Source organism: Micromonospora gifhornensis (assembly GCF_016863515.1).
GTDB lineage: Bacteria > Actinomycetota > Actinomycetes > Mycobacteriales > Micromonosporaceae > Micromonospora > Micromonospora gifhornensis.
On record NZ_BOPA01000021.1, the window covers coordinates 63,096 to 85,917 of the forward strand.

Sequence of the window (22,822 nt, forward strand, 5' to 3'; positions counted from 1 at the left end):
TGGTCAGTTGTTGATCGGTTCGGCACTCGATCCGGGCGTCACGGTCGTCCCGTGTCCGCCCGTCGTGCCGGGGTAGGTGGTCGCCGGGACGGTGAGCTCCCGGCGGAGAACTGGGGCGACCTCGGTGGCCAGCCGCTCCACCGACGCGAGCAGTTGCCCCTGCGGCATCCCGCCGAAGCCGATGTGCAGCAGCAACCGGCTGATCCCGTACGCCTCGTGGTAGGCCGCGACCTTGTCGATGACCTCCTGGGCGCTACCGACGACGAGGGCTCCCCGTGGGCCGGTGAAGGCGTCGAACTTCTCGGGCGTGAGCACGAATCCCTGACCCCGCTTGTGGTTGTTGTCGCGGAATCCGGCGGTGAAGTACGGGTACATCGTCCGCCGCGCCTCCTGGCTGGTGCTGCCGACGTAGCCCTGCACGCCGACCCCGACCCGCAGGGTGGCCGGGTCGTGACCGGCCTGTTCGGCTGCGCGTCGGTACAGCTCGGTGATGCCGGCGTGACCGTCGACGGTGCCGAGCAGGACGCCGAGCATCATGGGCAGCCCACGGGCACCGGTCTGGGCGGCGGAGGCCGGGGTTCCGCCGACACCGACCCAGACCGGCAGTTCGTCCTGCAGGGACCGGGGTGCGATGTCGGCCTCCTGTAGCGGCGCGCGGAAGCGCCCGCCCGACCAGCTGAGCGGGTTGGTCTCACGGATCCGCAGCAGCAGGTCGAGCTTCTCCCGGAACAGCTCCGCGTAATCGGCGAGGTCGTAGCCGAACAGTGGAAAGGACTCGGTGTACGACCCGCGGCCGGCGATGATCTCGGCACGGCCACCGGAGAGCAGGTCCAGGGTGGCGAACTGTTCCCAGACGCGGACCGGGTCCTCGGAGCCGAGCACGGTGACGGCGCTGGTCAAACGGAGTCGACTGGTGTGTTCGGCCATCGCCGCCAGCACCATCGGCGGCGCCGTCGCCACGAAGTCCGAGCGGTGGTGCTCCCCCACGCCCAGAACGTCCAGGCCGCCCTGGTCGGCGACCCGGGCGAGCTCGACGAGACTCCGCAGGTGCTGGCGCGGCTCAGGCAGCCGGCCGGTGGCCGGGTCGGCGGTGAGCTCCCCGAACGTGATCAGCCCGATCTCAAACGACATCGTCGACCTTCTCTCCGGCCTGCCGGGCGACTACGGCGTGGTTGGTCATCGCTCTTCCTCCTCAGGTCATCCTGCTTCTCCAAACAAGTTATGCCGGACAGATATTCGGTGTTACAACATATGTCGCCCTCGACACACCGCTGCCGCCGGTGGGCTGCACCGGGCATGAGCGGATCGAGCGCGCGAGAACCTCCACCGCCGGGCCTCGGCCCTCTGGCGACCACGAGGAACACCACCCCGCCGAGCTGCGTCGATGCGCGCCCGACCGGGTGAAGGTTCAGTGACGGAGCGAATTGTGATCTTCGCCTCAGTAATGAACCTTAACAAATGTCGAACAGTCGATTAACCATTCACCACTTGGGTGAGGACGCTGCCCGCAGGCGGGTCGCGACCAATCGTTGGAGCTCCATAAAGGAGCATTGAAAGGAGCCTCGTGGCTAACAGCACGAGCAGGAACAGGTGCCGAAGACTGGCGTTACCAGCGCTGCTCTTCGCCCTGGTCATCGGCGTCACAGGTGTCCCCGGATCGGCGGCACCCGCAGAGCCGAGGGATGACGGCAACGGCTACTTCACCGCCGACCGGACGGCCACTCTGGCCGGCGGGGCCGACCGTCGGCCCGGTGACAGCCGGGAGACCGGCCCGCAGGCGGCCGTGGACGAGGCCGGCACCGGCCTGTACATCGTCGAACTGGCCGAGGAGCCCTTGACCAGGTACGCCGGTGGTGTGTCAGGTCTGGCCCGCACCCGCCCTGAAGCAGGCGACCCAATCGACACGACCTCGGCGCCGTCGCGGGCGTACCGCAAGCACCTCGACTCGCAGCGGACCGCCGTCGCCACCGCCGCCGGGATCCAGGTCAGCGCGGTCTACACCACCGCCTTCAACGGGTTCTCGGCACGACTGACCGCCCAGCAGGTGAGCACGTTGCGCGCGGACAAGCGGGTCCGGGCCGTCACCGCCTCGCAGGCGCTCGGCACCCGTACGCCGTTGACGCCGGCCGCCCTCGCCACCCCGCCGTCCGGCACCCCGGCCGACGCGGACCAGCCGGAGGCGACCGGCGCCGCCGGCCCGCCGACCAAGCCCGGCAAACCCGGCCCGCCGACCAAGCCCGGCAAGCCCGGCCCGCCGACCAAGCCCGGCAAGCCCGGTCCGCCGGTCAAGCCCGGCCCTGGCACGGGCGCGGGCATGGTGATCGGCGTCCTGGACACCGGCATCTGGCCGGAGAGCCCGTCGTTCGCCAAGCGGATGGCCGCCCCCTCGACCTGGCGGGGCACCTGCCAGACCGGCGTGGCCTTCGTGGCCGAGCACTGCAACGGCAAGATCGTCGGTGCCCGGTACTTCGCCGACGCGTGGGTCGCCATCCGAGGTTCGGTACCCGAGGGCGAGATGCTGTCTCCGCGCGACATGAGCGGGCACGGAACGCACGTCGCCTCCACCGTGGCCGGTCTCCCCCTGTCGAGCGTGACGATCGACGGCCAGCGCTTCGGTCCCGTCTCCGGCGTGGCACCGGACGCCCAGATCGCCGTCTACAAGGTGCTCTGGGCCGGTGCGGGCTACGACGCCGACATCATCGCCGGAATCGACGCGGCGATCGCCGACGGCGTGCAGGTGCTCAACCTCTCGATCGGCACCGAGTTCGGTGACTGGGAGGCCAACACCCCCATCGGCGTCGCCCTGCTCAACGCCTCGCTGGCCGGCGTCTTCGTCGCGGCATCGGCGGGCAACACCGGCATCGTGAGCGGAGCGATCAGCAACGCGTCGCCCTGGGTGACCACGGTCGGCGCTGCGGTGACGAAGCTCGACGAGGCCACCATCAAGCTGCACGACGGCACGAAGCTGGTCGGCAGCTCGCTGGACGCCATGCCCGGTGGCGGCCCGCGGCCCATGGTCTTCGGCGAGCAGGCCGGCTCGCTGAACCTGGGAGCCTCGTACTGCGATCCCGGCAGCCTCGACCCCGCCAAGATCAAGGGCAAAGTGGTCGCTTGCGCCATGTACGACATCTTCGGCGCCGCCGCCGAGATCAAGGCCAAGGGCGGGGTGGCGATGGTGCTCTTCGATCCGGCGGGCAACTACCGGATCAACTCCATCTTCAACTTCCCGGTGATCTCCCTGCCGACCGCACAACAGGCCGGCAAGCTGTTCAACTATCTGATGCGCCACCCCACCACGGCGACGGCGTCACTGCACACCGGCGGTGACGGGTCCAGCCTCCCCGGCCTACCCAGCGTCGCGGACTTCTCCTCCACCGGCCCGAACCGCGTGGCCACCGGCGTACTCAAGCCGGACCTGGTCGCGCCCGGTTCGAACATCATCGCCGCGGTCGCACCGCCGGGGAACTTCGGACGGGAGTACGACGCGTACTCCGGCACCTCGATGGCCTCACCGTACGTGGCCGGAGCCGCAGCGATCCTGCGCGCCACGCACCCGGACTGGTCGCCCGGCGCGGTCGCCTCCGCGCTACGCACCACCGCCACCGACACCGTCGGCACCAGCAGCCCCCTCGACCAGGGCAGCGGCCTGGTCGACCTGGCCCGGGCCACCGACCCGGGACTGGTCATCGAGCCGACGGCGGCAGAACTGATCGAGTTCAGCGAAACGGCCGAACCCGACGGCAGCGAACTCAACCTGCCCGCCATCTCGCTGCGCGAGTACGACGGGACCCGCCCGGTACGCCTCACCCGCACCCTGACCAACGTGGGCAAGACCCGCGAGACCTACCGGTCCTCGGTCTCCGGCCTGCCCGGCATGAAGGTCACCGTGTCACCGGCATCGGTGACCCTGGCACCCGGTCAATCCGCCGCGGTGACCATCACGCTGAGCCGCGGCAGCGCACCCTGGGACCGCTACGTGACCGGGTCGATCACCTGGCGCGGCAAGGCCCACAGCGCCCGGATCCCGGTCGCCGCCCGTCCGTGGGGCATCACCCCCCGGTCGTACGGTGACGACGGGGAGGAGTTCGGTCGGATCACCAACGGTGCCTTCGGCTTCTTCCAGCCCGGGTTCACCGGGCCACTCGCCGGCCGCAGCACCGGTTACACGCCGATGCGGCGCGCGTCGTACTCGATGCCGGCCGGGGTCGTCGGCGGTGTCTTCGACCCGAACGCCACCGGAGTGAAGAAGGTCGACTTCACCGTGCCGGCGAACACCGCCGGCATCATCGTGCAGACCGACACCACCAACCCGAACACCAACCTGGACCTCTACCTGTACAAGGGCGACACGCTGATCCACCGCAGCAGCGGCTCCTGGACCAGCGCGGAGCAGGCGTACAAGTTCATGCCCGAGCCCGGCCGCTACACCGCGTACGTGTTCGCGCAGATACCCGGTGGCCCGGTCGTCGACTTCGAACTGCGCCACGCCATCATCAGCCGTAACGCCACGTACTCGGATGCCACCTTGACCCTGCCCTCCACCTCGCAGCGCGGCGAAAGCGTGTTCTTCACGCTGGAGCCGAACAAGCCGCTGGCCGAGGGCGACGTCTGGGCGTACACCGAGTACCGCGTCAACGGCACGCCGGTCCCCGGCAACCTCGTCTACACCCGACAGAGTTTCTGGCCGTAACCATCAGCAGGGGTGGGGCGGTGCCGAGCGCACCGCCCCACCACCGTCAAGGACCGTGCCCCCGCCTTCATCGGTTGCGTCGAGCGCAGCTTCTCTGTCCTGCGTACGCCAGGATGGTGGCATGCTGCGATCGCCTCGTGCGCTTCTGTTGGACTTCGGTGGCGTCCTGGCCGACGCTCCGCGACAGTCACCGGCTCCACCGGACCTGGTCCGGCGGCTGGCCGACCTGGTCGGCGACACCGTGGCGGTCGCGCAGATCATCACCGATTTGACCGAGGGCAGCAGGGCGTACGCCAGGTGGCGCGACGACAGCGGCCACCTCGACGATCCCATCGAACTGCCCCACGCCCGGGTGTGGGCGGACTTCGTCACCCACTCCTGGCCCGCGCCGGCCCGCACGGCGGTCGAGGAGGCGGCGACCCCACTGGCGTACGCCTGGGCCTGGCGATCGGATTGGCAGGTCCGCCCTGGGATCCCGGAGGCGTTGCACGCCGCGGCGGCTGCGGGTCTGCCGATGGCCGTGGTCAGCAACGCGCTCTGCGGGGCCGCGCATCGCGACTTCCTCGCGGCCGCCGGATTGTCCGACCTGTTCGCCGCCGAGTTCTACAGCGACGAAGCCGGACTCCGTAAACCCAACCCGCGGCTGGCCTGGTTGGCCGCCGACGCCATGGGCGTACCGATCGGAGAGTGCTGGTTCATCGGCGACACCGTGCACCGCGACGTCGCCTGCGCCCGACGTGCCGGTGCCGCTGCCGCGATCCTCATGCGTTCCCCTCGCACCGACCACGAACCACCGCACCCCCAGCTGCGACCGGACGCCCGCATCGACGACGGCCACGGCCTGCTCACCCTGCTGCACCAGAGCCGGGGAACGACAGGGGAAGCGTCGGCCCGAACGTGACGATGGGTCTACTCGGCCCCGCCAGGCGCCGACACCTCGGCGATGGTGCGGAACCGGACGCCGCAGCGTCGGCGGCGGCCTGCCCCGGGGCCACCGCCGACGCTGCCCCGCCGTCAGACCCGGGACGTGAAGGTGGCCAGGAAACGGTGCGGGGTGACCATGCCGGCGTTGTCGAAGCAGATCACGTCGACCTCGGCGTCAGTGGTGTACGACCAGGGTTGGGTGAGGTGGCAGTAGTTGCTGCCCGGCCCCTGCGCCACGACCTGGGCGTGCGTCTCCCTGACACCGAGCTGCGGGAAGGTCGCCAGAAAGCGGCCGGTGGGCGCCAGCGGCACCACCGTGTTGGCACCGACACCGGCCATCGAGTTGTCGTTGGTCGGTCCGCCGACGGCGGTACCCAGGTATCCGATGTAGTTCGGCGGGCCGAAGGAGCCGACCACCGACCGTCGGCGGTGGTACGAGAGGACGAAGTCGGTGTTGGTGAACGCGCCGGCCTGGTCGTAGCAGAAGACCTCCACCTGCACGTAGGTGCTGACCGGGCCCCAGGAGTTGACCTTGCATCGGCGGGGATTGGCGTTCGGATGCACGGCGGTGACCTGCACGTTGCCGGCGAGCAGGTCGGGCAGCCCCACCCCGGGCAGCCGCACCGCGTACTGGCCGACGCCGAACGCCCCGGCCGCGTTCGCCATGCCCGTGGAGTTGTACGACTGCGTCAACGCGCCGCTAGCCCACTGCACGTACGCATAGGAGTTGCCGGCCGGCAACACGCCCGAGCTGGTGGTCCAGAGCACGGTGAACGGAGTGTCGTCGGGTGCGCCGCCGGGCCGGTGGCACTGCACCTCAACGATCTGGTCGGCACCGGACTGGCCCCAGCGGACCACCTCGCAGTAATGCCCGCTCCGGTTCACCGGGGTCACGTGCGGCACGCCCCGCGGACCGGCGCCTACCTGCGGAAAGCGGACCTGGAACCGGCCAGGTGCAAGCTTGGCACCCTGGGCCCAGGCGGTCGGGAATGCCGTCTTCCAGCTGCCCCACTGCCGGGTGGTGTCGAGCACGGTCCAGGCCGGCACGGTGGGGTTGTTGACGTAGGCGAACCCCCAACGGTCAGCGGTGGCGGCTGCGGCAGGTGCCGTCGGCATGAGTGCGCCGGCGGCGGCCAGGACCGCAGCCAGCGCTGTGCTGACGAGTGATCGGAGACGCATGTGTTCCTCCGTTCGACCGGAACATGACGCACAGGAGTGTGCGAGCTGTAACGACTGGGTCACAATCAGCAGCGCCAATGTTTCGGTGCCGTGAAACAATCACCTCCGGCATGTATCAAAGTCGGTAATCGCGACTCCTGAACAGAAGCGCTGTTTCCACCGACTACCATCGACCGGTGCTCGATCCCGAAGCCGTCTTCGACGGAGCCGGCCCGCTGGAAGACCCGCTCACCGACGAGGTCCTGCGGTCGGTGCAGGCGCAGCTTGGGCGGCAACTGCCCACCGCGTACGTCGATCTGGCCCGTCGGCACAACGGCGGCTCGCTCGCCCGTACCGCCCACCCTGCACCCAGCCCGACCTCATGGGCGGAAGACCACGTCGGCGTGGACATGCTCGCCGCGATCGGTCGAACTGCTCGTTTCAGCTTGTGCGGCGAGTTCGGCAGCGCGTTCTGGGTCGCGGAATGGGGCTACCCCGACATCGGCGTCTACATCGCCGACTGCCCGTCGGCGGGCCACGACATGATCGCCCTCGACTACCGTTCGGCCGGCGAGCCGGCCGTCGTACACGTCGACCAGGAGTGGAACTACCGGATCACGGTCCTCGCCCCCGACTTCGAAACCTTCGTGGCCGGCCTCGTCGACGAATCCGAACTCGAAGCGGAGGTCCGGGCGGATCCGACACCATGACCTCGTGGCTGCAGGACCAGCACGCCCTCGGTGGGCGCCACAGGGTCACCGAGCGCGTCGGCGTCTGGCTGCAACTCGGGGTGTAGGCAGACGGACGGCCGGGTACCTCGCGCCCAACCCCTCACCCCTGCCAGGAGGACCCCATGACCGTCGTACTCGCCGTTGTCTGCAGCGACGGGGTGGTGATCGGCGCGGACTCCCAGATCACCGAGAGCGGCCGCGGTCTGAGCTTCCCCGCCCAGAAGCTGCACCCACTGGGCACCTGCGCCGCCTGGGGCGGCAGCGGCGCACGCGGAGTACTCAACGACCTGCGCCCCCTCCTCGAGGAGTCGGCCACCGCCATCCTCGAAGCACCCGACATCGGGGACGAGTTGCAGGAGCGCGTCCTGCCCGTCTTCAAGAAGCACTACCAGAACTACATTCCGGACGTGCCCGGCGAGGGCAGCGGCGGCGGGGTGTCGGCGTACCTGCTCGCGGCCGGCTACAGCCAGGGCGGGCCGTGGATCGTGGAGATCAACCCCAACGGGCTCATCGGCCGCTACGAGGATGTGGGCTTCCACGCCATCGGCTCCGGCGCACCCATGGCCCAGCAGGCCGGCGCGCTGCTGTCCCACTTCCGGATGACCACCCGCACCGCCGAGTACGGCGTGGTGGGAGTGGCACGGGTGCTGGAGGCTCTGGAGCGGACCTCACCGTCGGTCGGCAGGCCGTTCAGCATTGCGTGCATCCGCGAGGAGGGCGCCCACCACCTCGAAGAGAAGGAAATCGTCAAGGCGTTGAAAGACGTCCAACGCTGGTGCGACCTCGAACAGGAAGCGCTCGACCGACTGTTCGACTGACGCCGTCGATGATCGGCGGCTCCCGCGAGGCACCGGGATCAGCCGGCGCGGCAACGGGCCGCGTCCAGTGGGTGTGCGACATCGTCGAAAATGTCTGCCGCGCGGTGGCGCAGTTGCCGTGCCTGCTCCGTGTCGCCTTCGGCTGCCAGGAGACGCGCGCGGGCTTCCAGCGTGGCGGCCTGCCACGCCGTACCCTCCCAGAGGGTGCTTGACCGTTCCGCAGCCGCGAGAAACGTCCGCGCCGCGTCCAGGTCGCCGATGCGGACGCAGGTGATGGCCGCAGGCACCTCGAACATGATGGCGCAGAACTCGCAGGAGTCGGTCTGGGCCATGGCGGCCTTCGCCGCGTCGATGGCCGTCCGGGCGGCCTCCGGCGAGTCCGCTGCGGCCACCGTCGTGCCGTAGATCCGTTGAATCAGGTGGGGGGCGAGCACTGAGGCACGCGCCAGGGGAAGGGCTCGACGAAGTAGCCGCGTCGCGGTGGACTGATGACCGCGGGTGAGGTGCAGCTCCGCGAGCCGCTGCAACGAGTGGGCCTCGCCGGCGGTGGCGCCGATCTCGCGGTGCAGCTCGACGGCCGTGCTGAGTTCGCGCTCGGCTTCGTCGAGATTGCCGGCGAGTAGTTCCGCCTCGCCGGCCAGTGCTCTGGCGAAGGCGACAGCCCGGAGAACGCCGGAGGACTGGGCGGTACGGCGCAGGCCTTGAGCGAGATCGATGACGTCCTCGTAGGGTGTGGGCCCGTAGAGCAGATATTCGGCGACGCAGAGGTGCGCGTCGGAGACGGTGGTGGCCAGCCCGGGGTCGTCGCGGGTACGCATCAGCTCTGCGCGCAGCGTGTGGTTCCATTCACCACGGGTGTGCGTGATCAATCCGCGCAGGGCGACCAGATTCGACTGGAGCAGGGCGGAGCCTTGTGCCGGATCGGCGCGGAGCGAATCGGCGACCGCCGCCCTGGCACCCTCGATGTCACCGGTGAAGTAGGCGAGAGCACCGTGGGCGAGGAGGACGGCCGAATCGTCCGGCCCGCCGTCGGGCTCCAGACCGTCCAGGATCGCCGCTGCCGTGTCGGTGTCCCCGGACACCACCGCGAGCTGGCCCATCCTTGCCCGCAGCACTCGAGCCTGCCGTTGGTCGGCCACCGCGAGCGCCTCACGGTAGGCGGCGAGTGCTGCGACGTCGCCGATCGCGGCGAGCGCGTCGGCTCGCAGGGTCAGGGCCGCTACCAGGTCCTCGTCGCGGGCCGCGCCGAGAATCGACTCCACCAGGGACAGGGCGTCTCGGAAGGCGCCGACCGCCACCTCGGTCTGCGCGGCGCGCAGCACGAAAGGCACAGCGGCATCGGTGTCACCTGCGGCGATCAGATGGTGGCCGACGCGTGCCGGTGACGCGCCGAACTCGATCAGGCGGCGCGCGCAGGACCGGTGCAGGGCCGGACGCCGGTGCGGCGGAACCGCGTCCAGCAGGGCCTCGCGGATGAGCGGATGGCGAAACCGGAAGCCGGTCAGGGTCCGCTCGATGACCAGGACGGCCAGGGCGGCGTCCAGGCAGTCGAACGCCTGTTCCTCGGGCAGATCGCTCATCGCGATGAACCCGTCGGTGTCGAAGGTGGAGCCCATGAGCGCCACGCGTTCCAGCGCCGCACGGGTGGGTGGGTCCAGCGAGCCGAGCACCGCCTCGGCGGGTGCGCGAAGTTCTCCGTCGACGGCCGAGCGGGCCAGCTCGCTGACCGTGAACGGGACTCCACCAGAAATCGACCAGATGTGTTCCACGACTTCGTCGGGCAGGTGCGGTGCCTGCGCGGCGACGAGCGCGGCGGTCTCCGACTGGGTCAGTGACGGCAGCGCGAGGTCGAGCGCGCCGGACCGGCCGAGCAGGCTGTTGCGGATCCGCTCGAAGGCGTCTGTGGTCGGCTGACGTCGGTGGGTGAGCAGGAGCACCAGCCGTTCGTCCCGGCAGGTGCGGACCAGGTAGCGCAGTAGCCGCATGGTGCCTTCGTCCGCGTCGTGGACGTCCTCGACGATGAGCAGCAGACCGGGCCCGGCTGCCGCGAGGCGTGCCAGTTGGGCCACCGCGATGAACAACCGCTGCGTGGCGTTCTGGCCGGCCCAGTTCCCGACCTCCCCGGACAATGCCCGGTCGATATCGGCCCGGTAGCGGTCGTTGAGGCCGTCGAGCAGGGTGGGATGGCGGCGGGCTAGGTCGGCAAGCGCCTCCAACACCGGAGCGAAGGGCCAGGCGCCTTCGACCGCCGAGACAACACCTTGACCGGTACGCCAGCCACGGGCGACGACCCGCTCGCGCAGCCATGCGGCGAGGGTGGACTTGCCCATGCCGGCTGCGCCGGCGAGGAGGACCACACGGCCGTGTCCCGTTGCGGCTTCCTCGATCACCCGCTCCAACTCGACTCGTTCCCGCCTCCTCCCGACCAGGGACTGGCTTGCGGCCCGCGGCGAGGTCGGGCCGATCAGCGCCTCGCGCAACGCCAGCGCCTCCGCGTCGGGCGTCGCACCGAGTTCGAGCTGACGGGCCCGGTCGAGACGCTCGAACACGCGCAGCGCACTGTGATGGTCGCCCGACGCGGCACGCTCACGCATCAGTGCCACACCGACGCGTACGTCGGTCGGGTCTGCTGCCACCAGATCGCTCCACCGCCCGGCGAGCCGACACACCTCGAGGTACGTGCGGCGCAGTCGCTCACGGTACCCCTGGGCCCACTCCTCGTAACGGTCCTCCGGTAGAAGATCACCGCCGTACGCGTCGACGGCCCGGCCGGCCGCCGCGGCGTCCTCGTGTTTCAGCGCCTCCGAAGCAAGATCATCGAACTCGACCGCGTCGATGCGGACCTCGGTCCCGGCGTTCGGGAAGAGCGAGATCAACTCCCGGTGAAGGACCACACTGTCGGGGCCGAGGACCCGGCGGGCGTAGTGGGCAGCCTTGTGCAGCCGGGGTGCCGCCTCTTCGACTGTGGAATCCGGCCAGAGTGCCGCGATGGCCTGCTCACGGTGGAGTTGTCGGTTCGGCGCGAGCGCCAACAGTTTGACAAGCGTGATCGGCTGGCGTCGGGTCCAGGCCGTGTCCGGCACCGCGACCGTGTCGACCGTCACCCCGAATCCACCAAGAAGGCGTACCTGGACGCGATTTCTCACCGTTTAAGGGTAACGCCGGTCAGCGCCTCCACCTCGGCGCTGAAAGCGGAATTCAGTCGCAGCAGCAACTCACGTACCGTTGGCACGTCCCACCGGTAGCCGGCGAGTTCATTGACGACGTCAAAAATTGGTGTCGCCAGCCGATCCCGTTCCGTCTGGTATGCGGCCAGCGCCTCATTCTCCCCAGCACCGGACACAATCGATTCGACCTGCCGTGAAAGCAGTTCTGCGTCACGCAACGCATCGGTTATCCCATTCGTGCTCAACGGGTCGATGAACTGACCGGCGTCCCCTACCAGCGCCCATCCCGGCCCGTGGGCCTGCCGCAGGTGTCCAAGACGCCCAGGGAACCCGTGCAGCCGTTGCGGCGCGAGCGACTCGGGCAGCCGCCCGGCGGCCGCCGGACCGGTCGCTTCGGCGAGCAGTCGCAGGTACGAACCCCGCAGGTCCCCACCCACCTCCTGATTGAACCTCTGGGCGCTGGTTCCGGCGAAGACACACACCTTGCCGTCGTTTGTGGGAATCATTCCTGCCGTTGCACCCGGTCGGTAGAACCACTCGTAGTCGGTGACCCCGAGCCCGTCCCAGTAGCCATAGACGATCGCGCTGCTGGCGCTTCCGACCCGCATGTTCGGTGCCCCCACCAGGCGAGCCACGGTCGACCCGGCACCGTCGGCGCCGACGGTCAGCCAGGATCGCACGCGCACCGGCGCCGACGAGTGGTCGTGCCCCACGACGGCAATGATTCGCCCGGACCGGTCACGCTCCAGGCCGGTGACGGTGACGCCGTACCGAACTGTCGCGCCGGCGTTCTCGGCGGCTTCGGCGAGAAGCCGGTCCAGAACCGTACGGCGAGGGGCGTAGAGCGCCTCCACGCCGGCAGCAGGCTTGATCGACACTGTGACCTGCTCACCCGGATAGTGGAAGCGGGTGCGCCGTACCGCAGGCGTGCCGGCCGCCACGATGGAATCCAGCAGACCCCACCGGGTGAGTTGGGCGACGCCCGCCCGCATCAGGGCATGCGTCGAGAGTGTGTCGGCGCCGGGCTTCGCCCGCTCCAACACCAACACCCGCAGACCCTGCTGTGCCAGCAGCAGTGCCGTCGCGGCACCCGCCGGCCTGGCCCCGACGACGACCACGTCGTAGTCCTCCGTCACGCCGACCTCCCCTACTTGAATAGCTACGTGGCGACATTGGTGTTGCGGTGGCGGAGCCGCACGGCGATCTGCTCGGCGAGATATGCCGCGTCGTGCCGGGCGCCGTCGACCAGAGTGGCGTTGCGTCGGTGCTGAAACCGCAATCCGACCGCGAAGAGCCCCGGCGCCTCGGTGATCCCGCGTCGGTGCCGCAGGTGACCGGCGCTGTCCAGCACCGGTACCTGCAGCCACGGGTAGTCGGGTCGGAACCCGGTGGCCCACACCACGGAACTCAGACCGGTCACCTGTCGTACCCCGCCGTCGATGACAAGGGACGGGACGTCGGCCGCGTGGGTGAAACCGGCGTACCGATCGATCGCGCCCAACACCCGGCGCAACCGGTTCTCGGCCCGCGTCGTCGTGTCCTGGAGATCGTCCGCGAAGACCGCCCGCTGCCCTCCGTCCACTCGAACCAGACGGCCGGCCAGGTGAACTCCACGATCCCTCAGCACGCCCAGATCGAGCGCCCGGCCGGCCGCGAGCTGAAACGACGGCTCCCGGCGGGCGCGGTGCGGGTCGGGCATCTCGTCGAGAGTGCGGTCCAGGCTCCCGAGGCGATCCAGCCAGCACAACACGTCCCGGCCGCCGTACCGCCGCGGCATCCGTGTGTGCTCGCCGACCGCCAGGGTCACCTCACGGCCGGACCGGGCCAGCTCATCGGCGATCTGCACCCCGGTCGACGACGCCCCCACCACGAGGACGCCACCGACGGGCAACTGTGTGGGATTCCGGTAGGCGGCCGCGCCGATCTGAGTGATCGTCGGCGAGAACCCGCCAGCCAGCGCCGGCACCAGCGACCGGGAGTGGTACCCGGTGGCGATGACGACGCAGCGCGTCCGCCACGTGCCCGCGTCGGTGGACACCAGATAACTCTCACCGTCACCCCGAACCCCGATGACAGTGGTGTTCTCCCGCACCGGCGCCCGGCTGATCCTGGCGTACGCGGACAGGTGGTCAGCGAAACTCGCAGCAGACATGAACCCGTCGGGGTCGTCGCCCTGGTAGGACCAGCCGGGCAACCGGGAGAGCCAGTTCGGCGTCAGTAGCCGGCATGAGTCCCACCGGCCCGACCGCCACCGCTGCGCCACCTGGCCGCGTTCGAGTACGACATGCTCGATGCCGTACCCGGTGAGGCAGTGACTCACCGCCAGCCCCGCGTGGCCCGCACCGATGATGACCGTATCGGTGGTCGGCACGGGTTACTCGGTTGTCACGTCGATGGCGACCGGTACGCCGTTGGTGAACACGTCGTAGACAGCCGAACGGCGACGTGACTGCTCGATCAACCCCCGCAGGACGTCGTCCGGGGCGTCCCCGGAAATCCGGAAGCTCACCGAAATCCCCTGGTACCCGTTACGTACCTCCTCGGACATGCCGAGAATGCCGAGCAGGTTGATGTCGCCGACGACGATCGCCTCAACCCAGTTCAGCTTCACCCCGCGGGCCGCCGCGATGTTCGCCAGGCCCGACGTGAGACACGACGCGATCGCGTGCAGCAGATACTCCACCGGCGCGGGACCGTTTCCCCCGCCCACCAGCACCTTCGGGTGGTCCGAATCGTAGGTGAACGGCTCGGTGCGGCTCGCGTCCTCCTGACCGGCGCCGTAGAAGCCCTGGATCTCGCTGCGGTTGTGGGTGCCACTGACCCACCGGTTGACCGCCCGGAACTGGAACTCCGCCAGCTCCGGCTGGCTCCGCACTGCATCGAGCGTGGCAAAGAGGGTCGGCGTGTCAACGCCGTTGAGCGGAATGCGCTTCGCAGTCGTACCCACAGTCCTTCTCCCCTGGGTCGCCCGTTTCCGGACCCCGACTTCGTCGCGGTGACAACCGGAGCAGGCAACGCCGGGAAAGCTACGAACCCCGCCTTCCCACAACCTTCCCAACTCTTTGATCACCCGGTCGGGACGTCGGGAAGGTTGCGGGAAGGTGCGGCTCGTACCTTCTCAAGCCGCTTGCTGGAGCACCATTCTCAATCTTGGAGTGCGTGATGAACGTCGATGAGCTGGGCTCGATACTGGGAATCTGGGCACACCCCGACGACGAGGCGTACCTGTCGGCCGGTCTGATGGCGATGGCCCGTGACGCCGGCTCGGAGGTCGTCTGCGTCACCGCCACCCGGGGTGAACGCGGCACGCCCGACCCGTTGACATGGCCACCGGATCGACTGGCGGAGATCCGCCAGGACGAGTTGACGCGCAGCCTGCGGGTGCTCGGCGTCACGAAGCACCATTGGCTGGGCTACTCCGACGGCGAATGCGCAAACGTTGCCCCAGCCGAGCCGGTCGCCCGGCTGTCCGAGCTGATCGACGAGATCCGGCCCGACACGATCGTGACCTTCGGTCCGGATGGTCACACGGGGCACCCGGACCATCAGGCGGTGTCAGCCTGGGTCGAGAGCGCATTCCGCCGGACCGCTCCTGCCGGCACCCGGCTGCTGCACGCTGCCGTCAGCCACGACTGGGCGCACAGGTGGAGTGACGTCCACCGCGATTTCTCCATCTTCCAGGACGGATATCCGCTCGCGGTGGATCACGACCAACTCGCCGTGGAACTCGTGCTGGACGACAGAACGCTCGCCCGCAAGCTCCGTGCCCTCACCGAACAGGCGTCCCAGACGAGCGGACTGATCACACTGATGGGCCTTTCCCGCTACACCCGGTGGGTCAGTCAGGAATCGTTCGTGGAGGCGACGCCGGTCCCGGACAGCCCCGCAGCCAGATGAGACTCCAGCAGGGGCGGGATGTCGCCGCGGGAATGCGAAGCATGCTGCCGTGGCTGGTCGCGGTGGCGCCGTTCGGCCTCATCATCGGCGTCACCGCAGGGCAGGCGAGTCTCCCTTCGGCGGTCGGCTGGTTCACCGGGCCGGCGATCTACGGCGGCAGCGCCCAGATCGCCGCGATCCAACTGCTGGACAGCGGAGCGGCCGCAGCCACGGTGATCGCGACCGTACTCGTCATCAACCTGCGACTTGTGCTCTACTCGGCGGCGCTCGCCCGATACTGGCGCGGGACGCCGCTGTGGTGGCGGCTGCTCGCCGCTTACCTGCTCATCGACCCGTCCTTCGTCGTCGGCATACGCCGCTACGAGCACCACCGGTGGGTGCTTGCGGCAGCCCGCCAAGGCGGCCAGCGGCTGACCCCTGACGGGGGCTTGGGAGATCTACGGTCATCGCACGCCTTCTACTCAGGCGCAGCCGTCCTACTGTGGGTGGGCTGGCTGACCGCGCTCGGCGTCGGCGCGGTCGTCGGGGCCAGCGTTCCCGAGGGTCTTCGCCTGGAACTGCTCATGCCGCTCTACCTCGTCGGCCAGGTCGTACCGAGTCTGCGTCAGCGAGCAACCCGTCGTGCCGTCGTGGTCAGCAGCGTCGTGGCGGGCGCGTGCATCGCCGCGCCGCTGAACCTCGGCATCGTCGTCGGCATCACCGCGGGACTCGCAGCCGGATACCTCACGTCGCTCAAGGACCGCCCAGGCCCGACCGCCACGCCGGCTCCATCCACACAGGAGCACCCGCTATGAACCCCTGGCTCGTCATCCTCGTCGCCGGCATCGGCAGTTACGCGATGCGAATCTGCATGACGTTGACCGACCGGCTGATCCTCCCTCCGCGACTGGAAGCGTGCGCCGAGATGGTCGCACCAGCAGCCTTCGCCGCCCTCGCCGCAGCCAGCCTCACCGTGTTGGTGGTTTCCGCACCCGGACTTTCCGCAGCCACACCCGTCGTCCTTGCTGTTGTCGCGGCCGTCGCGGGAACCGCAGGAACAGGCAAGCCCTACGTGGCGATGCTCGCGGGAATGCCCACCTACTGGCTCGCCGACGCGCTGATGTGACCTCACCGACGCTGCTGCGCCGCCCGCGACGCTCGACGCTTCGCCCGCCACTCGACAAGGCCGTAGGCCAAGAGGGGATACGCGCCAAGCAGGAGGGCGCTACCGGCCGCGATAAGCCACGTCACGACCCTGTCCCAGTCTGACTGTTGAGCGCCGACGTCGTCCCAGGGAGGCTGCGGTTGCATAAGGAGGGGGAGGGGAGCACAGCAGCAAATTACGGTGGCCGTGATCGCCATGAAGCCGCCGATGATCAGGGCAAGGCTGCTCCGAGACACAGACACATGGTCTCAGGGCCTGCGCACAGGTCGCAATGTCCGTACGCGCGCCAGCCTGGGCGGTCGCGGTCGACCAGCCAGCCCTTTCCGGAACTTCCGGAAAACTTCCGGAAAACATTGACGTGTTCGAAACGCCGTTGCAATACTCCGAGCGCGATGGCATCAAGCCCTGTCGATTAAAACCATGCGTCGTCAGGTGCCATCCGTCCCAAGGAGGACCTGCACATGTACGCCAGTATCGGCGGCTCCCGCCGTCCGTCCGCCCCCCGAAAATCGCGTCTCGCCGTCCGGTTGACCGCGCTCGCCTCCACCGTGGCGCTGAGTGCCGTCGGTCTCGCGGTCGCCGCCACTCCGTCCAGCGCCGCCGTCTGCAACGGGTACGTCGCCCTCACCTTCGATGACGGGCCGAACAGCAGTACCAGCGCACTGCTGTCCGTGCTTCGCGCGAACGGCGCACGGGCGACCATGTTCAACGTCGGGCAGACTGTGCAGAGCAACCCGTCCGCCGCGCGGGCCCAGGTCGACGCGGGCATGTGGGTGGCCAACCACAGTTGGAACCACGCGCACATGACCTCGATGAACCAGAGCCAGATGCAGTCGGACCTCTCCCAGACCAACGCAGCGATCCAGTCGGCGACCGGCGTCCGGCCGCAGTTGTTCCGCCCGCCCTACGGGGAGACCAACTCGACCCTCCAGTCGGTCGCCTCGTCGCTCGGCCTGCGTCAGGTGATCTGGGACGTCGACTCCCAGGACTGGAACGGCGCCAGCGTCAGCCAGATCGTCTCCAACGCCAGCCGTCTCCAGGCCGGCCAGGTGATCCTGATGCACGACGGCATTCAGAACACCCGCAACGCGATTCCGCAGATCATGGCAAACCTGACCAGCCGCAACCTCTGTACCGGCATGATCTCACCGAGCACCGGCCGAGCGGTGGCGCCGGACGACACTCCGCCCCCCACCACTCCCCCGCCGACCACTCCGCCGCCGACCACGCCTCCGCCCTCCGGCTCCGCCAGCCAGATCGTCGGCAGCCAGTCGGGTCGATGCATCGACGTACCCAACGCCTCCCAGAACAACGGCACCCGGGTACAGCTCTACGACTGCCACGGACAGACCAACCAAGCCTGGACCTACACCTCAGACAAACAACTTCGGGTGTACGGCAACATGTGCCTCGACGCAGCAGGCTCCGGCAACGGCGCCGCCGTCCAGATCTACGCCTGCCACGGCCAAGGCAACCAGCAATGGAACGTCAACTCCAACGGCACCATCAGCAACGTCCAGTCCGGACGCTGCCTGGACGCCTGGAGCACCGCCAACGGAGCACAGATCCAGCTCTACGACTGCCACGGCGGCACCAACCAGCGATTCAGCCTCGTCGCACGATGACCATCGCTGATCCACTGTTCGCCGGCGGTCAGGACGACAGCCTGGCGGGCTAGGCCAACACCGGAGAACCGGACCAAAACCGGGCGGGCTCGACCTCACGTCGGGCCCGCCCGCTCGGCACACCAGCAGGCGGCCGTGGAAGTCCGTAGCTGTGCGCCCCGGTTGTCACCCAGCTCGACTCCTGGGCATTCGGGATAGCCTCCGGGCGTGCGTTACCTCACCCGGTCGTTCGTCCTCGGCGCGCTCGGTCGCATGAAGGAAGTTGAGCAGTTCGTCGGACCCATCACGCTGGCGGGCGTCCGAGGCATCCGCTGGGTCTCGGTCTGGCCCTGGCAGGACGGCTACAACGTGTCCGTCCATGACGTACAGGACCTGGACGACGAGCACGACCACGATCTCTGCATGTTCCCGCCCCTCGACCCCCAATACGAAGACGACACGGGCTATGGCCGCGTGATCGGCCACGTTCAAGACCCGGCCGAAGCGTTGGAGCTGGCGGAGCGGGACACTGGGGCCTCCCCGGAGCGGTGGGTCAACCACGGGGTTGCCGGGGAGGACTATGCGGACTTCGTGTTGGCCAGACGAGCCCAGCACCAGCCCTGACCGGCAGTTGGAAAGGTGCCTTGGCTCTCGGGCACGCCCTTACGGCGGTGCTGGTAACCAGGTCGGCTCTCCGCCCACGCGCCTACGGACCGGCGATGGTAGGCGCTGTTGGCGACCCTTGTTGACCGGCCTTGCGGGCACGTAGCGAGCCGGCGGGCAACTCTCCGCATGTTGCTACGGTCCGGTTATGCGACTCGACAGCCGCTTGTGGGCAGGCATCCTGGCGGTTGGGCTCGGCGTGCCTGCGGGGTGGTTTGCGGCTGGTGCTGGCGGCTCGGTTCAACGCGCCCCTGCCGCTCTCCTTGTCATGGCTGTCGGCCTCAGCGTTGCTGGCCTGCTGGTCGGCTTGGTATTGGGCCGGCGGATCCACGGAAGTTGGGCTGTGCCGGCGCTGGTGCTGCTTCTGGCTGCCTTCTACGCCGGCACATGGCTGAACTCGCCCTACCACAGCGTCGCCGGGGACGCCCTCGTCCTGGTCCTCGCCGCCATCCCCGCTTGCGTCAGCGCGGCGCTCGGGTTCGCAGTCGGCAAGTACCTCGCGGCGCGGCAGGCCCGGACCCCTTCGGTGTGAACTCTCGGCAGGCCGGTCGGATCGGGCTTGATACGAGGTCATCGGGCCTGGTGACGCTCGTCCCGGTCGAGTTCGGCTGGCACAGTTGCTGTACTTCGCTGCTGTACTTCCGGTGACTGCCTCGCCCAGCCGATGAACCGACGGTGCAACGCACCGGCCGGTGCCCAGGGCATGTCCTCGGCGGCCTGCACGAGACAGACGCCGAGGTAGAGAGCCAGAGACACCGGCGCGCCCGCGTACTCCGCGCGCAGCTCCCGCCGCCGCGTCGGGCACGGCCAGGGAAGGTCGCAGCCGCCGCAGCTCCAGATCGGCATGACCGGGCCGTGGGTGGTCACCGCACACCGCCGAGAAACCGGGCCACGCTCGCGCGAGCCTGCCGACTGGTCGCCCACTCCACCTGCCAGCACGGGTACGGCACCAGCCGCGACCACCACACCCGGCAACCGACACACAAGCCGTCGAGCCCCCGCACGTGTACCGCGAGGATCGTCCGTTCCGGCCCGCCGGTCACTGCTCACCCTCCCCAGGCCAGTGACCACGATTGATCGGAATGCGATGTCGCGCACGACACGGCAGTTCGGCTCCGCAGCGGCAGATGCGCCGCCAGCGCTGCCAGGACCACACTGGCCGATGTCGGCGGGCGAGGGTCAGCGCGACGGCTAGGACGTACTCGTCGTAGGAGACCCGATTGCCCGGCTCGTTGCTCGCCCGGCCCATGATCGTTCCTCTCGGCCCTGTCGAAGGGAGCACTGCCACCTCCTTGTGCCGTAGCCGCTTGAAGACGTGGATGCCCGAACGCGGGGGATGCGCCGGACATCCACGTCGGCGAGGACGGTCCAACAGCGCCAACCGAGGGAATCGACCTCCTCGCCAACCTCCCACGGGTAGCGTTGGGTAGTCAAGGGCTGACGTAGGTGGTCTACTCGTGTTGCCAACCGAGGAGAACCAAGTGCCACCGCGTTACCGATACGAGCAGATCGCCGACGACCTCGCCGCACGCATCGCATCCGGCGAGTTCCCACCGGGCTCCAAGCTGCCCAGCCGCCGAGAGCTGATCAAGCACTACGAGGTCACCGAGCCGGTGATCGACCGCGCCATGCAGGTACTACGGATCAAGGGAATGACCGAGACCTTGCCAGGCGTAGGCGTCTTCGTCGCCGAGTAAGCCTTCTACACCCAACCTGCTCGGCATGGACCCCTCGCTTGTAAGTTCTGGGCGCTCTGTCCGGCCGGGTCCGTCCACGTCTGCGACCTCGGGCGGCTGTCCGTGATTGGCCGCCGGCGGCTGCCCTCGTCCCGGCCGGTTGCTGTCAGCGCTGCTGTCGGTGCCGCTGCCGCACACGGTTTAGGAAGGGTTCAGCGGCAAGCTACGGACCGGTGGATCCACCAGCCAGAACAGATCGGGGCGTCGGGAGGCGAACTTGATCGTTCTGTGCCAGTTCCGGATCTTGTGGCCCCATCGATGTAACGCTAAGCTGACCCGACAAAAGCGGGGTGTGGTTGCGGCGCAGCAACGCCGCAACCACGTCGCTCCCCCGATCCGCCCTCTCGAGGAGGAGTTTTGAGGAGCAAGAACATTATGTCCGCCATCCGAAGGTATGGCATCGCCGTTTCGGCCATGACTGCCATCGTGTTGGGTGTCGCCCATCCGGCACCTGCCGTCGACGCTGGCGTCAGCAGTGCCGAGGACGTCGTGACGCGGGTGTTCAACGCTAGCGATCCGGAAGCATTCTACCGTGGGTTGTCGCCTACCGAGCGGGCTGCCTTCGACCACGTGATGATCCCCGTCACCTCCACCCTTTCAGTGGAGATCGAACCCGCCGATGCAGTCGCGCGTAACGCCGCTGCCAATGGGCAAAGCGCAGACGAGGTGTTCGATGCGCTTGCCACGGGGTGCTGGTATGGAAGGACAAGGGACGGAGCGCAAGCCGCTGCCGGCAACACCCTCTACACCTTCTGGACGAACATTTATTGGTGCGCGTCAGGCAGCACCGTCACGTCCGTGCGCATTCACGAGGCAGATGGCGAGACCAAGACCATCGGTTGGCGTTATGACGGCGTCAAGTCCTCAGGCGCTCAGGTAATTAGCAACCAGGGACGCGGCTGGGCGAAGCACCGTTTCATCCTCGGCGTTGGCGGCTGGGATGTGAGCCATCCCGAGCACTGCCTGCGCGCCAAGGGTACAGCTTCTGGTACGGCCAGCGGCGATCGGGTATGCTCTGTCCTCTAATAGTTGCCAGCACCTGGTGAGCCAGAGCAGGGGGCCCGGTTACGATGGATTTGCCGGTCGAACGAAACGCAGGGTGGAGTTCGGGTGAGCTCCTCAGTGTCGCGTTAGTTCTCGCAGCTACGGTAACGCTGGTGGTCAACTTTGTAATCGCAGTGCCAGTATCGTTAGTTGCGGCCATTGCAAGTGCCCGGGGGGCTAGGGCGTCCAAAGACCATCGAGCCCTCCACCTCGTGACGCTATCGCTCAGCCTCGTGCTGTTCGCTGCGTCCGTGATCATGGTGTTTGTGCTGCTTCCAGCCGGATCGCTCCCGCAAATCGACACGACAGTGGTGCCGGCGAGCTAATCGATTGGTCGACCGGGAACGACAAAGGCATCACTAATGATCGCGAAAGGAGCCGCAGTCGACATCCGCAGCTCCTTTCACGATCATTACATTTGATGTGGCCAGCACGGTGACAGTGTGTGGAGAGCCGTGGCGGTGGCCAAGGCGGGGCCGATCCGATTTCTCCGACATGGCCAACCCGCATGATCAGCGTGGGCTCCGCCCTCGCCCGCTGCTTCGTCCCGAAGGAATGACCAGCAACCGGGGACCTGGCCCGCGATTGTGACGTAGCTGCGGCGACGTTCCGTCAGAGTCCGTAGACGTCCGCTGCCGTTCGTCGCCGTAGTCACTCAGTTGGTCACCCTCCGGGCGTGTGCCTCAGAACCCCGGCCGCGAGCGGACCTGCTTCTCCAGCAGGTAGGTGGAGTTGTCCGACTCGTTGGCCTGCACGCTGATGACGCGCCATCCGTCGTCGGCGGCCTTGTTGAGGTGAACGGTGTCGTAGCTCTCGGCAGTCCACTCCTCCTGTCGGCCGTCCGGCCCAATGAACGCCGCCGTGCGGAAGCCGTCCTTGGAGTACGTGAAGAGCTGGGCGTAGGCGTACTGACTCATCAAACGATCTTACCGGCCTCCACCGTGGATCTGCTTCACCGCTTGCGCCCCTCCAAGCCATCCCGTCTGCCGCCGACCCGCCCGTCTGGGGAGCGGGCCACCGCCCGGCCCGCCACGTCAAGCGGACCTTGACGCACGGTCGGACGCTGGCGGGTCGGGCGGTGGTCTGCTCGGCTCGCCCGGGTCGTCGGCTGGCGGGATGGCCCGCGCAACCACCCACGGACCGTGACCCGCAGACGGAGCCCCGGCCATCCTGGAGTCGTTGCGCCCCCGCCGGAGGCGCAGTAACCGCAACCGCTCCGCCCGCCGCGACCTGCCACGCGGACCCG

The 22,822-nt window shown here is 68.5% G+C and carries 19 protein-coding genes; 12 read left to right on the forward strand and 7 right to left on the reverse strand.

Features of this window, described 5'->3' with window-relative positions; translation table 11 throughout:
• Nucleotides 1-3 precede the first annotated feature (3 nt).
• Nucleotides 4-1,131 carry an LLM class flavin-dependent oxidoreductase gene (locus tag Vgi01_RS16025; RefSeq protein ID WP_204291539.1) on the reverse strand — a complete coding sequence of 376 codons (1,128 nt, stop codon included), beginning with the start codon at nt 1,129-1,131 and terminating at the stop codon, nt 4-6.
• Between the two features lie 433 nt (nt 1,132-1,564).
• Here Vgi01_RS16025 and Vgi01_RS31155 point away from each other — a divergent pair, with 433 nt between their 5' ends.
• The gene (locus tag Vgi01_RS31155) at nt 1,565-4,690 is read left to right on the forward strand and encodes a S8 family serine peptidase (RefSeq protein WP_275409923.1); all 3,126 of its coding nucleotides are present in this window, start codon (nt 1,565-1,567) and stop codon (nt 4,688-4,690) included.
• Between the two features lie 121 nt (nt 4,691-4,811).
• A complete protein-coding gene (locus tag Vgi01_RS16035) occupies nt 4,812-5,591 on the forward strand; it encodes an HAD family hydrolase (RefSeq protein WP_102657283.1) in 780 nt (259 codons plus the stop codon).
• Between the two features lie 113 nt (nt 5,592-5,704).
• Here Vgi01_RS16035 and Vgi01_RS16040 read toward each other — a convergent pair whose 3' ends face one another.
• On the reverse strand, nt 5,705-6,793 hold the full coding sequence (locus Vgi01_RS16040; protein WP_102657284.1) for a hypothetical protein: 1,089 nt from the start codon (nt 6,791-6,793) through the stop codon (nt 5,705-5,707).
• A 176-nt stretch (nt 6,794-6,969) separates the two neighbouring features.
• On the opposite strand from Vgi01_RS16040, the gene Vgi01_RS16045 reads away from it, so the two are divergent.
• Nucleotides 6,970-7,482 (forward strand): SMI1/KNR4 family protein, encoded by a 513-nt coding sequence (locus Vgi01_RS16045; RefSeq protein WP_239089001.1) that lies wholly within the window; start codon nt 6,970-6,972, stop codon nt 7,480-7,482.
• A 143-nt stretch (nt 7,483-7,625) separates the two neighbouring features.
• Entirely contained in the window at nt 7,626-8,321 is a 696-nt protein-coding gene (locus tag Vgi01_RS16050; protein WP_102657286.1) for an Ntn hydrolase family protein, read from the forward strand.
• Nucleotides 8,322-8,359: 38 nt separating this feature from the next.
• Here Vgi01_RS16050 and Vgi01_RS16055 read toward each other — a convergent pair whose 3' ends face one another.
• The 4 genes from Vgi01_RS16055 to Vgi01_RS16070 are packed head-to-tail and all read right to left on the reverse strand — an operon-like array spanning nt 8,360 to nt 14,558.
• A complete protein-coding gene (locus Vgi01_RS16055) occupies nt 8,360-11,467 on the reverse strand; it encodes an ATP-binding protein (RefSeq protein WP_204291540.1) in 3,108 nt (1,035 codons plus the stop codon).
• Nucleotides 11,464-12,624 (reverse strand): NAD(P)/FAD-dependent oxidoreductase, encoded by a 1,161-nt coding sequence (locus Vgi01_RS16060; RefSeq protein ID WP_204291541.1) that lies wholly within the window; start codon nt 12,622-12,624, stop codon nt 11,464-11,466. Before Vgi01_RS16060 ends, Vgi01_RS16055 begins: the two co-directional genes overlap by 4 nt.
• 23 nt (nt 12,625-12,647) lie before the next feature.
• Nucleotides 12,648-13,859 carry an NAD(P)-binding domain-containing protein gene (locus Vgi01_RS16065; RefSeq protein WP_204291542.1) on the reverse strand — a complete coding sequence of 404 codons (1,212 nt, stop codon included), beginning with the start codon at nt 13,857-13,859 and terminating at the stop codon, nt 12,648-12,650.
• Nucleotides 13,860-13,862: 3 nt separating this feature from the next.
• Nucleotides 13,863-14,558 (reverse strand): OsmC family protein, encoded by a 696-nt coding sequence (locus Vgi01_RS16070; RefSeq protein ID WP_239089002.1) that lies wholly within the window; start codon nt 14,556-14,558, stop codon nt 13,863-13,865.
• A 92-nt stretch (nt 14,559-14,650) separates the two neighbouring features.
• On the opposite strand from Vgi01_RS16070, the gene Vgi01_RS16075 reads away from it, so the two are divergent.
• From Vgi01_RS16075 to Vgi01_RS16115, 8 genes are all read left to right on the forward strand, one after another.
• Nucleotides 14,651-15,385: a PIG-L deacetylase family protein gene (locus Vgi01_RS16075; RefSeq protein WP_204291543.1), complete on the forward strand. Its 735-nt coding sequence runs from the start codon at nt 14,651-14,653 to the stop codon at nt 15,383-15,385.
• On the forward strand, nt 15,382-16,179 hold the full coding sequence (locus tag Vgi01_RS16080) for an AzlC family ABC transporter permease (protein WP_204291544.1): 798 nt from the start codon (nt 15,382-15,384) through the stop codon (nt 16,177-16,179). The genes Vgi01_RS16075 and Vgi01_RS16080 overlap by 4 nt, the downstream gene beginning before the upstream one ends.
• The gene (locus Vgi01_RS16085) at nt 16,176-16,490 is read left to right on the forward strand and encodes an AzlD domain-containing protein (protein WP_102657292.1); all 315 of its coding nucleotides are present in this window, start codon (nt 16,176-16,178) and stop codon (nt 16,488-16,490) included. The genes Vgi01_RS16080 and Vgi01_RS16085 overlap by 4 nt, the downstream gene beginning before the upstream one ends.
• 500 nt (nt 16,491-16,990) lie before the next feature.
• Nucleotides 16,991-18,154 (forward strand): polysaccharide deacetylase family protein, encoded by a 1,164-nt coding sequence (locus Vgi01_RS30685; protein WP_239089003.1) that lies wholly within the window; start codon nt 16,991-16,993, stop codon nt 18,152-18,154.
• Between the two features lie 207 nt (nt 18,155-18,361).
• Nucleotides 18,362-18,757 (forward strand): hypothetical protein, encoded by a 396-nt coding sequence (locus Vgi01_RS16100; RefSeq protein ID WP_204291545.1) that lies wholly within the window; start codon nt 18,362-18,364, stop codon nt 18,755-18,757.
• Between the two features lie 187 nt (nt 18,758-18,944).
• Nucleotides 18,945-19,328 (forward strand): hypothetical protein, encoded by a 384-nt coding sequence (locus Vgi01_RS16105; RefSeq protein WP_102657301.1) that lies wholly within the window; start codon nt 18,945-18,947, stop codon nt 19,326-19,328.
• A 949-nt stretch (nt 19,329-20,277) separates the two neighbouring features.
• A complete protein-coding gene (locus Vgi01_RS16110; RefSeq protein WP_239089004.1) occupies nt 20,278-20,493 on the forward strand; it encodes a winged helix-turn-helix domain-containing protein in 216 nt (71 codons plus the stop codon).
• A 414-nt stretch (nt 20,494-20,907) separates the two neighbouring features.
• On the forward strand, nt 20,908-21,558 hold the full coding sequence (locus Vgi01_RS16115) for a hypothetical protein (protein ID WP_204291547.1): 651 nt from the start codon (nt 20,908-20,910) through the stop codon (nt 21,556-21,558).
• Nucleotides 21,559-22,259: 701 nt separating this feature from the next.
• Here the strand turns inward: Vgi01_RS16115 and Vgi01_RS16120 are convergent.
• The gene (locus tag Vgi01_RS16120) at nt 22,260-22,493 is read right to left on the reverse strand and encodes a hypothetical protein (RefSeq protein WP_102657307.1); all 234 of its coding nucleotides are present in this window, start codon (nt 22,491-22,493) and stop codon (nt 22,260-22,262) included.
• Nucleotides 22,494-22,822: the final 329 nt, after the last annotated feature.